Raw genomic sequence first — 14,364 nt, 5'->3', positions numbered from 1 at the left:
CCCGATGACCCGAAGCAAACACACGTCCGCCGGCCGACTGGCGGTGAATCCCGACGACATCAACCGGTTGCTGTCCGGTGTGTACCACGATCCGCACGCCATCCTCGGCGCCCACGACGACGGTGAACGCACGGTGATCCGAACGCTGCGGCCGGGCGCTGCCGCGGTGACCGTCCTGGTGGGCGGTGACCGGTTGTCGATGAAGCAGGTGGCCGAAGGGCTGTTCGCCGCGACGTTGCCGTTCGCCGACTTGATCGACTACCGGTTGCTGATCGACTATCCCGGCGCCGCGGAACCGCAGACCGTGGCCGACGGATATCGTTTCCTGCCGACGCTGGGCGAGGTTGACCTGCACCTGTTCGCCGAGGGAAGACACGAACGGCTGTGGGACGTGCTCGGCGCTCATCCCCGCGCGTTCACCACCGCAGACGGCACCGTGACCGGGGTGTCGTTCGCGGTGTGGGCGCCCAACGCCAGGGGGGTGGGCCTGATCAGTGACGTCACCGGTTGGGAGGGCATCGGCGCACCGATGCGGGCCCTCGGCTCTTCGGGCGTGTGGGAGCTGTTCTGGCCGGGCTTTCCGATCGGCGGCCTGTACAAGTTCCGGATTCACGGCGCCGACGACGTCGTCACCGAACGCGCCGACCCGATGGCGTTCTCCGCCGAAGTCCCGCCGCAGACCGCCTCCCGGGTGACCACCAGCGATCATACCTGGCACGACGACGATTGGATGAGCCGGCGCCCCGCGGGGAATCCGGCACTGGAAGCGATGAGCATCTACGAGGTGCACCTCGGGTCGTGGCGTCCCGGCCTGAGTTATCGCCAGCTCGCGGTGGAGCTGACCGAATACGTGGTGCAGCACGGTTTCACCCATGTCGAGTTGCTGCCGGTCGCCGAGCATCCGTTCGGCGGGTCCTGGGGGTATCAGGTCACCTCGTACTACGCGCCGACGGCGCGCTTCGGCACACCCGATGATTTCCGGGCGCTGGTCGACGCGCTGCACCGCGCCGGCATCGGCGTCATCGTCGACTGGGTGCCGGCGCACTTCCCCAAAGACGCGTGGGCGCTGGGCCGTTTCGACGGCACCCCGCTCTACGAGCACGCCGACCCGCGCCGCGGTGAACAACTCGACTGGGGCACCTACGTGTTCGACTTCGGTCGTCCGGAGGTGCGCAACTTCCTGGTGGCCAACGCGCTGTACTGGCTGACCGAGTTCCACGTCGACGGGCTGCGCGTCGATGCCGTGGCGTCGATGCTGTATCTGGATTACTCCCGTCCTGAGGGCGGCTGGACCCCCAACATCCACGGCGGCCGGGAGAACCTGGAGGCGGTGCAGTTCCTGCAGGAGCTCAACGCGACCGCGCACCGGGTGGCACCCGGAATCGTGACCATCGCCGAGGAATCGACCTCCTGGCCCGGTGTCACCCGCGATACCAGCCTTGGCGGCCTGGGGTTTTCGATGAAGTGGAACATGGGCTGGATGCACGACACGCTGGCCTACCTCGGTCACGACCCGGTGCACCGCTCCTATCACCACCATGAGATGACGTTCTCGATGCTGTATGCCTACAGCGAGAACTTCGTGCTGCCGATCAGCCACGACGAAGTGGTGCACGGCAAGGGGACGCTGTGGACCCGGATGCCCGGAGACGACCACGCCAAGGCCGCCGGGGTGCGCACGCTGCTGGCCTACCAGTGGGCGCACCCGGGCAAGCAGTTGCTGTTCATGGGCCAGGAATTCGGCCAGCACGCCGAATGGTCCGAGGAACGGGGGCTGGACTGGTTTCAGCTCGACCCGGAACGGCAGGATGGCGGCTTCTCCGCCGGAATCCTCCGCCTGACAAAAGATCTCAATGCCGTTTACCGGAGCCATCCCGCGTTGTGGAGCGAAGACATCAACCCGGCCGGCTACTCCTGGATCGACGCGAACGACTCCGCCAACAACGTGCTGAGCTTCTTGCGCTACGCAACGGACGGATCGGTGCTGGCCGCCGTGTTCAACTTCTCCGGTGTCGCGCACACCGACTACCATCTCGGGCTACCGAGCGCCGGCCGGTGGCGAGAGGTGCTCAACACCGATGCCGTCGATTACCACGGCGGCGGCGCCGGCAACCTCGGTGGGGTGGACGCTGTTGACGAGCCCCGCCACGGCCGCCCGGCGTCGGCCGTGCTGGTGCTGCCACCACTGTCGGCGCTGTGGTTGGAGCCCTGCGAGTGATGCGGGGCTGATGATCACTGCTGGGTCAGCCGGGCCAGCGCCCGCAGCGGAATCGGCAGCCAGCCGGGCCGGTGCCGGGCCTCGTAGCCGGCCTCATAGACCGCCTTGTCGACCTCATAGGCGGCGAGCAGCGCCGGTGAATCCCGCGGATCGGCACCCGATTCCGCTCCGTACCCTTCGCAGAAGGCGGTGCGGCAGCGATCCAGCCATTCGCGGGCGCGGGTGGCCAGTTGCCGGTCCTGCCCGTCGCGCGACAGGTCGGCCAATTTCCCGTAGGCGGCGTAGTCGTAGGACCGCAGCACACCGGCGACATCCCGCAGCGGCGAGTCCGGCCGCCGCCGTTGCGACAGCGGGGCGCCGGGTTCGCCCTCGAAATCGATGAGCAGCCAACCATTGGGGGTGCGCAGCACCTGGCCCAGATGCAGGTCACCGTGGACCCGCTGCACCGTGATCGGCTGTCCGGCCAGGGCCTGGAAGCGCTGTTCGATGGCTGCGACGTGCGGGCGCACTTCGGGCACCAGCTCCGCCGTCTCCGACAATCGCGACAGCAAGGCCGCCGCCGGAAACTCCGCTTGCGAGGTGCCCAAGCTGTCGGCCAGCGTTCGGTGCACCGAGGCGACGGCCTCACCGAGCCGGTACGATTCGCCGGCGAAGTCGCCGCCCACTTCGTGGGCGTACAGATCCGCTTCGGCGAAGAGGTCGCGCACACTGGCGGTGGCCATCGCCCAGCCCTCGGCCGAGTTCATCGCGTACTCGCTGATCATGCCCAATGTGTAGGGCACTGCACCGGACTCGCCGGGCAACTCGATCTGATAGCAGCCCAATAATCGCGGCACGTGCGGATTGGCTGCCCGGCCCAGCGCCGCGTTCAACTCGATGTCGGGATTGATGCCGTCCTTCAACCGCCGGAACACCTTGAGGACCACTTCTTCCTCGATGATCACGCTGGTGTTGCTCTGCTCGGCCTCCGATACGCGAGAGTCCGCCCGGACGGGCAGCGACACCCCCTCCTGGGGGGTGAACGTCACCTCGCCACGGGTGGCCGACGAGGCGATCAGCGACAACAGCACCCTGACTGCTGCAGCGTCGTACAACGCGTCGTAGGCGGTGTGTCCCCGATAGGTTCCGATCATCGCGATCTGGGCGTACTCCGGTGCCAGCTCCACGTCCCAGCTGACCATCACCTGGTAGCGCTCGCCGGCACCGTCGGTGTAGGCGACGTCGAGCAATACCAGATCCAGTCCGTCGCCCATCGCCACCACCAGGGCGGGCTCGGCTACGGCCAGCTCCCGATTACGCCCCGCGTACCAGCGTCGGGTCGGCAGCCATTCCGCCCACGGCAGTCCCGCCGGCTCGCCGGTGCCACCGGTCATGACATGTCCTCCTTCGGCTCGCACAGTTGAAACCAGTAGAAGCCGTGCCCGGGCAGCGTGAGCAGATACGGGAGTTTTCCGATCGCCGGGAACTCCACGGACCCGGTCAGCTCCACCGGCGTACGGCCATCCCAGTGCTGCAGATTCAGTTCGATCGGCTGGGGAAACCGCGACAGGTTGTTGACGCACAGCACCGTGTGGCCCTCGTCGCCGGACAACTCGCGCACATAGGCCAGCACCGACGGATTGGAGCCGCCTAGTTCCCGGAACCCGCCGAGGGCGAATGCGTCGTACCGGCGCCGGATGGCGAGCATGGTGCGAGTCCAGTTCAGCAATGACGTGGAGGTGTCGCGTTGCGCTTCGACGTTGACCGACTGATGGCCGTAGACCGCGTCCTGAATGGGCGGCAGGTAGAGCCGGCCGGGATTGGCGGTGGAGAAACCGGCATTGCGGTCGGGGGTCCACTGCATCGGGGTGCGCACCGCGTCGCGGTCACCCAGCCAGATGATGTCGCCCATTCCGATCTCGTCGCCGTAGTAGAGGATGGGTGAGCCGGGCAGCGACAGCAACAAGGCGGTGAACAGCTGGATCTGGTTGCGGTCGTTGTCCAGCAGTGGTGCCAGTCGCCGCCGGATCCCCACATTCGCCTTCATCCTGGGGTCTTTCGCGTATTCGGCGTACATGTAGTCGCGCTCGTCGTCGGTGACCATCTCCAGCGTCAACTCGTCGTGGTTGCGCAGGAAGATGCCCCACTGCGCCAGCTGCGGGATCGGTGGTGTCTGGGCCAGGATCTCCGAGATCGGAAAGCGCGATTCACGGCGCACCGCCATGAAAATGCGTGGCATCAATGGGAAATGGAAGGCCATGTGGCACTCGTCGCCGCCGGTCTCGGGATCACCGAAATATTCGACGACGTCACTGGGCCATTGATTCGCCTCGGCCAGCAGCACCCGGCCGGGGAACTCCTCGTCGACCACCTTGCGGCAACGTTTCAGGAAGGCGTGTGTCTCGGGGAGGTTTTCGCAGTTGGTGCCCTCCCGTTCGAACAGGTAGGGCACCGCGTCCAGCCGGAAGCCGTCGATGCCGAGGTTCAGCCAGAACCGCAGCACGTCGATCATCGCTTCCTGTACCGCCGGGTTCTCATAGTTCAGGTCGGGCTGGTGGGAGAAGAACCGGTGCCAGTAGAACTGCTTGCGCACCGCGTCGAATGTCCAGTTGGACTCCTCGGTGTCGACGAAGATGATTCGGGCGTCCGCGTACCGTTCGCTGGTGTCACTCCACACGTAGAAGTCGCCGTGGGGGCCGCCCGGGTCATGCCGCGACTGCTGAAACCAGGGGTGGCTGTCGGAGGTGTGGTTCATCACCAGGTCGGTGATGACCCGGATGCCGCGCCGGTGTGCCGCGTCGAGCAGTTCGACGAAGTCATCGACGGTGCCGAACTCCGGCAACACCTTGTAGAAGTCGCGGATGTCATAACCACCGTCGCGCAACGGTGAATCGTAGAACGGTGGCAGCCACAGGCAGTCGACGCCGAGCCACTGCAGGTAGTCCAATCGCTCGGTCAGGCCGCGCAGGTCACCGATGCCATCGCCGTTGGAGTCGTAGAACGCCCGAACCAGCACCTCGTAGAACACCGCACGCTTGAACCAGACGGGGTCGGCAGGCAGTGCCGCGGCATCACCGAAATCATCGGCGGTCGGATGCTCCACCAGGCCGTGTTCGACATGGCTGCCCGCTGCCGGGTCTGGGAGATCCTGACCGAACTCGTCGTCAACGTCGGTGGCCATATTTCGACATGTACCCGATTCGCGCCGCGATTACCTGCCATCGGGGGGATCGTGAACGTCGCCGGGCTTCGACTCGCCACCCGGTGAGAACGATGCCGTGGTCCGGGCGACTCTCGGATCGGTGCGCAGCTGTTCGAAAGACTCGCGCAGCGGCAGCCGCCAGTTCGGGTATTCATCGACGGTGCCGGGCAGGTTGGGCTGGCGGGGGTCGGCCAATACGTCATAGGGGGAGATGAGTTTCAGCCGGCTCGGGGTGGCGGCCAGCAAGCGGTGCATGGCGTCGATGATCTCGGCTTCGTCCGCGGTCTGGCCGTTTTCGGTGCCGGGCGAAAGCAGCCCTTCGGAGCGCAGCAGCGCCAGCCACTCGGCTCGTTCGCGCTCGGCTGCGGCTTGGGCGGCCGCCGCGTCGTCGAGCAGGCCCCGCTCGGCGCGGGCCCGGACGTGCTCGGCACGCAGGAATCCGGCCGCGGTGGGCAGGTCGTGGGTGGAGATACTGGCGGCCACCTGCGCCGGCCACTTCGCCGGTGGCAGCAGCGGCTGGCCGGGTGCCGATTCGTCGCGGGTGAACCAAGAGACCGCGCAGCCCAGCATGTCGTTGCCGGCCAGCGTCCGGGTGACCTCCGGTTCGACGGTGCCCAGATCCTCGCCGATGACAACAGCATCGGCGCGATGGGCTTCCAGCGCCAGCACCGCCAGCATGACGTCGGCGTCGTAGTGGACGTAGGTGCCGCGGTCCGGGCTTTCTCCGGGCAGGATCCACCACAGCCGCCACAGGCCGGCGACGTGATCGATGCGCACCCCGTCGGCGTGGGCGAGTACGGCACGCAGCATGTCGCGCACCGCGGTGTAGCCGGTGGCGGCCAACCGGTCCGGTCGCCACGGCGGTAGCCGCCAGTCCTGACCGTGCGGGCTGAACGTGTCCGGGGGCGCCCCGATGCTGGCCGCACCGGCCAGCAGGTCGGCCAGTGCCCAGGCATCGGCGCCGTCGGCGTCCACGCCGACGGGCAAGTCGTGCAGTACCCCCAGCGCCATGCCCGAGTCCGTTGCGGCGCGCTGCACCGCCGCCAGTTGTTCCTCGCAGCGCTGTTGCACCCAGGCGTGAAACGCGATCCTCGGTGCGAGCTCCCGACGTGCGGCCGCCACCGCGGGCCCGGCCGCATCGTGCAGCGACGCCGGCCACCTCGTCCACCTGCCGCCGTGGCGCTCGGCCAGCGCACAGTACGTCGCCCAGTCGCGCAACGCGGTGTTGCCGGGCGACTCGTCCAGCGGGGACGGGCGGCCGTCGGCGCGCCAGAGCGACTCCAGGGCGGCCCGTTTGGCCGCCCAGACCAGGTCGTAGTCGATCCGCGCCGTGTCGGCAGCAACCCGCAGCGCATCGACCTCCGCCCGGGTGTCCGGGTCGGCGCGGTGATAGACCGCGAGGTCGGGGATGCACAGCGCCAGCGGATTGGCGAACTGCCGGCTCGACGGCGTGTACGGCGAAGGCTGCACCGGATGGGTAGGGCCCGGGGCGTGCAGCGGGTTGAGCAACACCGCTCCGGCGCCGTGCTCGCCGGCCGTCCAGCACACCCAGTCCCGCAGGTCCGACAGGTCGCCGATACCCCACGAACGGGCGGACCGCACCGCGTAGAGCTGCAGCATCCATCCCCAGGTGGCCGGGGCCGCCGGCGCCCGCGGGGGAGCGGCGACCAGTGTGACCTGCCGACCATCGCGCAGCGCAAGCTCATACCAACCGGGCGGCAGATCGGCGGGCAGTTCGTCGCGCACCGTCCGGCGTTCGCCGTCCTCACTCACCAGCTGGGTGGCCCCGGGAAGCGGCTGCGCACGCCCGGTCACCCGCACCGCCACCGTGGGCGGCGCGGCGCCGGCGCGATCGGGCTGGTTCAGTCGGGCCAACTCGCGACGTCGCTCGGTTTCGTCGCCCGCTTCGACGTCGAGCAGCCGAAGTATCCGGATCACCACGTCGGCGTCGACCTGCACCAGCTCCCGCCGCTCATTGCGATAGCAGCTCGCCACGCCGTGCGCGGCCGCCAGCCGGCGCAGGTCATCAGGCACCACGACAACGGCTATACCCGCAGCCGGAACCTTTCAACAAGATCAGCGAGGACCGCGCGATGACCGTAGTGTCGTAGCCGACGAGAGTTTGGCCATCCGGCAGGCGGGTAGCCACGACCGAGTGTCGCGGAAACGGACGGCCTGACCAGATTGAGTGAATATGGGCATTACCCGAAATTCGGAGAGGAAGGTCAGCGCAGTCACGGAAGCAGCCGAGAAACCACCGGTGTCACCGACCGTCTGGCCCGGCAGCAGCGCCCCGCTCGGAGCCGGCTACGACGGCGGTGGCACCAACTTCGCGCTGTTCTCCGAAATCGCCGAGCGGGTGGAGCTCTGCCTGATCGACGAGAACGGCGAGCAGACCTGCATCCCGCTCGAGGAGGTGGACGGCTACGTCTGGCACGCCTACCTGCCGACGGTCTCGCCCGGGCAGCATTACGGCTTTCGGGTGCACGGGCCGTTCGAACCGGCCGACGGGCACCGTTGTGATTCCAGCAAGCTGTTACTGGACCCCTACGGACGGGCGTTCGCCGGGGACTTCGACTTCGGACAGGCGCTGTTCTCCTATGACATGACGGCCGGCGGCGAAGCGGTGAGCGCCGAAACCCTGCCGAGGGTCGATTCGCTGGGCCACACCATGACCAGCGTGGTGATCAACCCGTACTTCGACTGGGCATCCGATCGCCCACCGAAGACGCCCTACCACGAAACGATCATCTACGAGACCCATGTGAAGGGCATGACACAGACCCATCCGGACATCCCGGAGGAACTGCGCGGCACCTACGCCGGTCTGGCCCACCCGGTCGTGATCGAGCACCTCAAGGCACTCAACGTCACGGCGGTCGAACTGATGCCGGTACACCAGTTCATGCACGATGACCGGTTGTTGCAGCTGGGCCTGCGAAACTACTGGGGTTACAACACTTTCGGCTTCTTCGCCCCGCACAGCCAGTATGCGGCGAACCGGACGCCGGGTGCAGCCGTGGCGGAGTTCAAGACCATGGTGCGCACCTTCCACGAAGCCGGTATCGAGGTGATCCTCGACGTGGTCTACAACCACACGGCCGAGGGCAACCATCTCGGCCCGACCATCAATTTCCGGGGCATCGACAACGCCGCCTACTACCGGCTCGTCGAAGAGGACCGCAGTCGCTACATGGATTACACCGGTACGGGCAACAGCCTCAATGCGCGCAACCCGCATGCGCTGCAGCTGATCATGGATTCACTGCGCTACTGGGTGACCGAGATGCACGTCGACGGCTTTCGCTTCGACCTGGCATCGACGCTGGCCCGCGAATTCTATGATGTCGACCGCCTTTCAGCGTTTTTCGACCTGATCCAGCAGGACCCGGTGGTCAGCCAGGTCAAGCTGATCGCCGAACCCTGGGATGTCGGCGAAGGCGGCTACCAGGTCGGCAACTTTCCGGCCTTGTGGACCGAATGGAACGGGAAGTACCGAGACACCGTGCGCGACTTCTGGCGTGGTGAGCCGGAGACGCTGGGCGAGTTCGCCTCCCGGCTCACCGGCTCATCGGACCTCTACGAGGCCACCGGACGCCGACCCGGCGCCAGTATCAACTTCGTCGTCGCCCACGACGGCTTCACCCTGCACGATCTGGTCTCCTACAACGAGAAACACAACGAGGCCAACGGCGACGACAACACCGACGGCGAGAGCCACAACCGGTCGTGGAACTGTGGCGTCGAAGGCCCCACCGACGACCCGGACATCCTGGCGCTACGGGCCCGCCAGATGCGCAACATCATGGCCACCCTGATGCTGTCGCAAGGCACGCCGATGATCGCGCACGGTGACGAAATCGGCCGCACGCAGCACGGCAACAACAACGCCTACTGTCAGGACTCCGAACTGGCTTGGATGGACTGGTCACTGGCCCAGACCAATGCCGATCTGCTGGACTTCACCCGCCGGGTGACGCAGCTTCGCAAAGACCATCCGGTGTTTCGCCGGCGCCGCTTTTTCGAGGGCCTTCCGGCGCGCCACGGCGACGAGGTCGGCGACATCGCGTGGTTCACCCCCGCCGGGCAGGAGATGAACCAGGACGACTGGGACAGCGGATTCGACAAGTGCATCATGGTCTTTCTCAACGGTGAGGCGATCCGCGAGCCCGACGTACGCGGCCAGCGCATCGTGGATGACTCCTTCCTGCTGTGCTTCAATGCGCACCAGGATGAGGTCGAATTCGCCGTTCCCGGACCGGATTACGCACAGGAATGGAGCGTCGAACTAGACACCGCCGAGCCGGCGGCAACGGATGAACGGGTGGTGCCGGCAACAGCCGCATTGCCCGTTGCGGGGCGTTCGCTGCTCGTCTTGCGGAAAGTGCGCTGAGGCGATGACGCCGCGGCCGGTGCTGTCCACCTATCGGTTGCAGCTGCGCGGCCCGGACAGCGGATTCGCGTTCACCTTCGCCGACGCCGAAGGGCTACTGGACTACTTCGACGATCTGGGCGTCTCGCACCTTTACCTGTCACCGGTTATGACCGCGGTACGCGGCTCGGCGCACGGCTACGACGTAGTCGATCCGACCACCGTGTCTGCCGAACTGGGCGGTGCGCAGGGGTTGGCGCGGCTGGCGGCGGCCGCGCATGCCCGCGGAATCGGTCTGGTCGTCGACATCGTGCCCAATCACGTCGGGGTAGCGAAATCGGAGCAGAACCGGTGGTGGTGGGATGTGCTCAAGCACGGGCGTTCCTCGCCGTACTCGGTGTTCTTCGATATCGATTGGGAGCTGGGTGACGGCCGGATCATCCTGCCGGTGCTGGGATCTGACGGCGACGTCGCCGATCTGGCGGTCGACGGTGAGCGGCTGCGACTGGGTGATCTGGTGTTTCCGATCGCGCCGGGTACCGGGACCGGAACCGGCGCGCAGGTTCACGACCGCCAGCACTACCGGCTGGTCGGGTGGCGTAACGGCACGTGTGGATACCGGCGCTTTTTCTCGATCACGTCGCTGGCGGGTCTGCGGCAAGAGGATCGGACGGTGTTCGATGCCTGGCACGCCGAGCTGTCTCGCTGGTTTCACGACGGTCTCGTCGACGGCGTGCGGGTCGATCACCCGGACGGGCTGTCGGATCCGTGCGAGTATCTGGAATGGCTGCGTGCCCTGGTGGGAGCCGATGCCTGGATTGTGGTCGAGAAGATTCTGGCCGTCGACGAATCGCTCGAGCCGACCCTGCCGGTGGCCGGCTCCACCGGCTACGACGTGCTGCGGGAGATCGGCGGGTTGTTCATCGACCCCAATGGCGAGCCGGCGCTGACCGAGCTGGTCGAGACCGCCGGGGTCGACTATCGCGCGATGCCGACGTTGCTGGCCGAACAGAAGGAGATCACGGCCGCCGAGACGCTGGGCAGCGAACTGGCGCGGCTGTGCCGTTGCGTGGTGAGCGCCACCGGCGCGGACCATCCGCTGCTGTCCGAAGCCATCGTGGCCCTGCTCGGCCGGCTGGGCGTCTACCGCAGCGACTACCCCGGCCTGGTGTCGACGCTGTCGGTGGCGTTGGCTGAAACGCAGTCTGGCAAACCGGAACTCGGCGAACCGCTGGCATTGCTGGCGGCCGCGATCGCCGTCGACGGGCAGTGCTCGACCCGGTTGCAGCAGCTGTGCGGGGCGGTGACCGCCAAGGCGGCCGAGGATTGCCTGTTCTACCGCGATGCGCGGCTGGTCTCGCTCAACGAAGTCGGCGGCGACCCGCAGTGTTTCGGGGTGGGGGCGGCCGAATTTCATGATCGGGCCGCGACCCGGGCGCGGTGCTGGCCGCACACGATGACCACGCTGTCCACCCACGACACCAAACGCGGCGAGGACGTTCGGGCCCGCATCGGCGTGCTGTCACAGGTGCCCTCGTTGTGGGCCGAGTTCGTCGCCCGGTGGGAGGCCGTTGTCCCTTCGCCGGACCTGGCCACCGGTCTCTTCCTGTGGCAGAACATCTTCGGCGTCTGGCCGCTGGACGGCACGACGGCCCCCGCGTTACGGGAGCGGCTGCACGCCTATGCGCAGAAGGCGGTACGCGAAGCCGGCCGCCGTACCTCATGGCACGACCCCGACACCGAGTTCGAGGATGCGGTACACCGCTGGCTCGACGACGTACTGGATGGACCGATCGCCAAGCAACTGACCGAGTTCGTCACCGAACTCGCTCCGCACATCGAAAGCGACATGTTGGGCCAGAAACTCCTGGCGTTGACCGTTCCCGGCATCCCGGACGTGTATCAGGGCACCGAACTGCCAGAGGACAGTCTGGTCGACCCGGACAACCGGCGAGCGGTCGACTACACCGCGCGCCGTGAGGCACTCACGTCGTTGCGGCACCCGAAGATGCGGGTCGTCGCCGCGGCGCTGCGAATGCGGCGAGCGCGTCCCGACACCTTCCGGAACGGCGGCTATCACCCCGTGCTGGCGTCGGGCCCGGCCGCCGAACACGTCGTCGCCTTCGCCAGGGGTCACGACGTGGTGGTAGCGGTCAGCCGCTGGACGGTGCGGCTGCGCGACACCGGATGGCGCGACACCGTCGTCGCGATCCCGCCGGGGCACTGGGCCGACGCCCTGTCGGGCGCCGAGCACAGCGGACCGACACCGGCCGCGGAATTGTTCGCCACGCTGCCGGTAGCCCTGCTGGAGCGCGTCGATGACTGACTTCGCCGTCTGGGCGCCGGCCCCGGCAACCGTCGCCCTCGATGTCGATGGGGTGTCCTACCCGATGACCCGTGCCGACGGCGGCTGGTGGCGGACGACGGTCGAGGCGCGCGCCGACGCCCGCTACGGCTATCTGCTCGATAACGACCCCGCGGTGCTGCCGGATCCGCGGTCGGCCCGTCAGCCCGACGGCGTGCACGCGCGCTCGGCGTTGTGGGACGAGACCGTCCCGGCTTGGACCGACGACGACTGGGCGGGGAAACCGGTCGAAGGCGCGGTGATCTACGAACTGCACATCGGCACCTTCACCCGGGCCGGCACCTTCGATTCGGCCATCGCGAAGCTGGATCGCCTGGTCGACTTGGGTGTCGACTTCGTCGAACTGATGCCGGTCAATGCCTTCTCCGGGGCGCACGGCTGGGGGTACGACGGGGTGCTGTGGTACGCGGTGCACGAACCCTATGGCGGCCCGGACGGGCTGGCGCGCTTCGTCGATGCCTGCCACGGCCGCGGCCTGGGAGTGTTGATCGACGCCGTCTTCAACCACCTCGGGCCGTCCGGGAACTACCTGCCCCGCTTCGGCCCATACCTGTCGCAAGCACGCAATCCCTGGGGCAACGCCATCAACATCGACGGCCCCGACTCCGACGAAGTACGCCGCTACATCATCGACTGCGCGCTGCGCTGGATGCGTGTGTTCCACGCCGACGGCCTGCGGCTCGATGCCGTGCACGCGCTGGTGGACACCACGGCGATCCACCTTCTCGAGGAACTGGCCGCCGAGACCGACGCGCTCGCAGCGCAGTTGGGCCGTCCGCTGTCTCTCATCGCCGAAAGCGACCGCAACGACCCGCGGACCATCACCCGTCGTGAAGACGGAGGGTATGGGATCACCGCACAATGGGACGACGACATCCACCATGCCATCCACACCGCGGTATCCGGTGAGCGACAAGGTTATTACGCTGACTTCGGCAGTATCGCCACGCTGGCGACCACGCTGCGTAACGGCTTCTTCCACGCCGCCACGTACTCGTCGTTCCGGCGCCGGCGGCACGGTCGTCCACTGCCCACCTCGCAGATCCCGGCCACCCGGCTGCTGGCGTACACCTGCACCCACGACCAGGTCGGCAACCGGGCGCTCGGTGACCGCCCCTCGCAGTACCTGACCGCCGGCCAGCTCGCGATCAAGGCGGCGCTGGTGCTGCTATCGCCGTACACCGCAATGCTTTTCATGGGTGAGGAATGGGGCGCGCTGGCCCCTTTTCAGTTCTTCACCTCGCATGAGGACCCGCAAGTGGCACGCGCTACCGCCGAGGGCCGCAAAGCCGAGTTCGCCGAGCACGGCTGGGACGCCGACGAGATCCCGGACCCCCAGGACCCCGATACCTTCCGGCGATCCAAGCTGGACTGGGACGAGGCCGACGGGCACCGCCATCGGCAGCTGCTCGGCGTCTACCGGGCGCTGATCGGGCTGCGCGCCGAAGCGGATCTGGCCGATCCCTGGCTGACCCATCTCACGATCGACTACGACGAGGACGACCGCTGGATCGCCATGCGCCGTGGTCGGTTGGTGCTCATCTGCAACCTGGGTGAGGCCACGGTGGGCGTTCCGGTGTCCGGCGAGCCGGTGCTGGCGTGGGGATCACCGGGCTACGGCGAGGAGACGACGCGGTTGCCGGGGCACACGTTCGCGGTGCTGCGGACTTAGAACACCGTCTGGGCGCAGGTGGACGGCGTGGTCAGGTTGACCCCGCTGTAGACCACCTGGATGTGGGTGCACACGATCACGTTGGCGTCGGTCTTGGGCCGGCCGGTGGAGTACTCCAACACGTCGATGCTGCCGTTGGTCTGGTACTTCTCCGGTGGGCCTTCGCCGTAGTACATCGACTGGATCACCGCGCCGGTGCCGTCCTTGAACACCTTCGTTCCCGGCCCGCCGCGGTCCTTGAACCAGCCCTCACCGCCGTCGGTGTGCACGTCGAGATACGCGGTCCGCTTCGAAGAGCGGATCTCGGTGCTCTGGCGGGCCCACAGGTCGGGCGGGAAGCCGGTCAACCCCTCCGGCGTCTGCAGTCGCACCCCGACCGTGAAACGGCACAGCGGCGGCGCGGCGCAGTCCACCCAACTGTGGGTCTGCAGCTGATCGAACTCGTTGACCGGCATCAGACTGGTCTTGGTGTCACTCGCCGCCGCCGAGATCGCGGGCGGGATCAGCGCGGCCAACAGCGTCACCGTGGCCGGCACCATCAGCAACCGTTTCATGT

At 67.3% G+C, this 14,364-nt stretch carries 8 protein-coding genes; 4 read left to right on the top strand and 4 right to left on the bottom strand.

Annotated elements, in window-relative coordinates:
* Positions 1-4 precede the first annotated feature (4 nt).
* Complete coding sequence (gene glgB / locus ACAG20_RS11160; protein ID WP_370492558.1) at positions 5-2,218, top strand: 1,4-alpha-glucan branching protein GlgB; 2,214 nt, start codon at positions 5-7, stop codon at positions 2,216-2,218.
* A 14-nt stretch (positions 2,219-2,232) separates the two neighbouring features.
* Here glgB and ACAG20_RS11155 read toward each other — a convergent pair whose 3' ends face one another.
* The 3 genes from ACAG20_RS11155 to malQ are packed head-to-tail and all read right to left on the bottom strand — an operon-like array spanning position 2,233 to position 7,436.
* Positions 2,233-3,591, bottom strand: a complete 1,359-nt coding sequence (locus ACAG20_RS11155; protein WP_370492557.1) for a maltokinase — start codon at positions 3,589-3,591, stop codon at positions 2,233-2,235.
* Entirely contained in the window at positions 3,588-5,378 is a 1,791-nt protein-coding gene (treS, locus tag ACAG20_RS11150) for a maltose alpha-D-glucosyltransferase (RefSeq protein WP_370492556.1), read from the bottom strand. Before treS ends, ACAG20_RS11155 begins: the two co-directional genes overlap by 4 nt.
* A gap of 30 nt (positions 5,379-5,408) precedes the next feature.
* Positions 5,409-7,436: a 4-alpha-glucanotransferase gene (gene malQ / locus ACAG20_RS11145; RefSeq protein ID WP_370492555.1), complete on the bottom strand. Its 2,028-nt coding sequence runs from the start codon at positions 7,434-7,436 to the stop codon at positions 5,409-5,411.
* Between the two features lie 157 nt (positions 7,437-7,593).
* Between malQ and glgX the strand changes: the two genes are divergently transcribed.
* The 3 genes from glgX to treZ are packed head-to-tail and all read left to right on the top strand — an operon-like array spanning position 7,594 to position 13,808.
* Positions 7,594-9,792 (top strand): glycogen debranching protein GlgX, encoded by a 2,199-nt coding sequence (glgX, locus tag ACAG20_RS11140; protein WP_370492554.1) that lies wholly within the window; start codon positions 7,594-7,596, stop codon positions 9,790-9,792.
* A gap of 4 nt (positions 9,793-9,796) precedes the next feature.
* On the top strand, positions 9,797-12,097 hold the full coding sequence (gene treY / locus ACAG20_RS11135) for a malto-oligosyltrehalose synthase (protein WP_370492553.1): 2,301 nt from the start codon (positions 9,797-9,799) through the stop codon (positions 12,095-12,097).
* Positions 12,090-13,808 (top strand): malto-oligosyltrehalose trehalohydrolase, encoded by a 1,719-nt coding sequence (gene treZ, locus ACAG20_RS11130; RefSeq protein WP_370492552.1) that lies wholly within the window; start codon positions 12,090-12,092, stop codon positions 13,806-13,808. Before treY ends, treZ begins: the two co-directional genes overlap by 8 nt.
* On the opposite strand, the gene ACAG20_RS11125 is transcribed toward treZ, so the two are convergent.
* Entirely contained in the window at positions 13,805-14,362 is a 558-nt protein-coding gene (locus ACAG20_RS11125) for a hypothetical protein (RefSeq protein WP_112684225.1), read from the bottom strand. The genes treZ and ACAG20_RS11125 overlap by 4 nt on opposite strands.
* Between the last annotated feature and the right edge of the window lie 2 nt (positions 14,363-14,364).

The organism is Mycobacterium sp. pW045 (assembly GCF_041287085.1).
Lineage (GTDB): Bacteria > Actinomycetota > Actinomycetes > Mycobacteriales > Mycobacteriaceae > Mycobacterium > Mycobacterium algericum_A.
This window is presented reverse-complemented; position numbering and strand designations above follow the sequence as displayed.

What these genes read in the sequence shown, in the direction of transcription:
- ACAG20_RS11125 (WP_112684225.1), bottom strand. Translation starts at nt 14,362, where the DNA reads ATGAAACGGTTGCTGATGGTGCCGGCCACGGTGACGCTGTTGGCCGCG.
- glgX (WP_370492554.1), top strand. Translation starts at nt 7,594, where the DNA reads ATGGGCATTACCCGAAATTCGGAGAGGAAGGTCAGCGCAGTCACGGAA.
- ACAG20_RS11155 (WP_370492557.1), bottom strand. Translation starts at nt 3,591, where the DNA reads ATGACCGGTGGCACCGGCGAGCCGGCGGGACTGCCGTGGGCGGAATGG.
- treZ (WP_370492552.1), top strand. Translation starts at nt 12,090, where the DNA reads ATGACTGACTTCGCCGTCTGGGCGCCGGCCCCGGCAACCGTCGCCCTC.
- treS (WP_370492556.1), bottom strand. Translation starts at nt 5,378, where the DNA reads ATGGCCACCGACGTTGACGACGAGTTCGGTCAGGATCTCCCAGACCCG.
- treY (WP_370492553.1), top strand. Translation starts at nt 9,797, where the DNA reads ATGACGCCGCGGCCGGTGCTGTCCACCTATCGGTTGCAGCTGCGCGGC.
- glgB (WP_370492558.1), top strand. Translation starts at nt 5, where the DNA reads ATGACCCGAAGCAAACACACGTCCGCCGGCCGACTGGCGGTGAATCCC.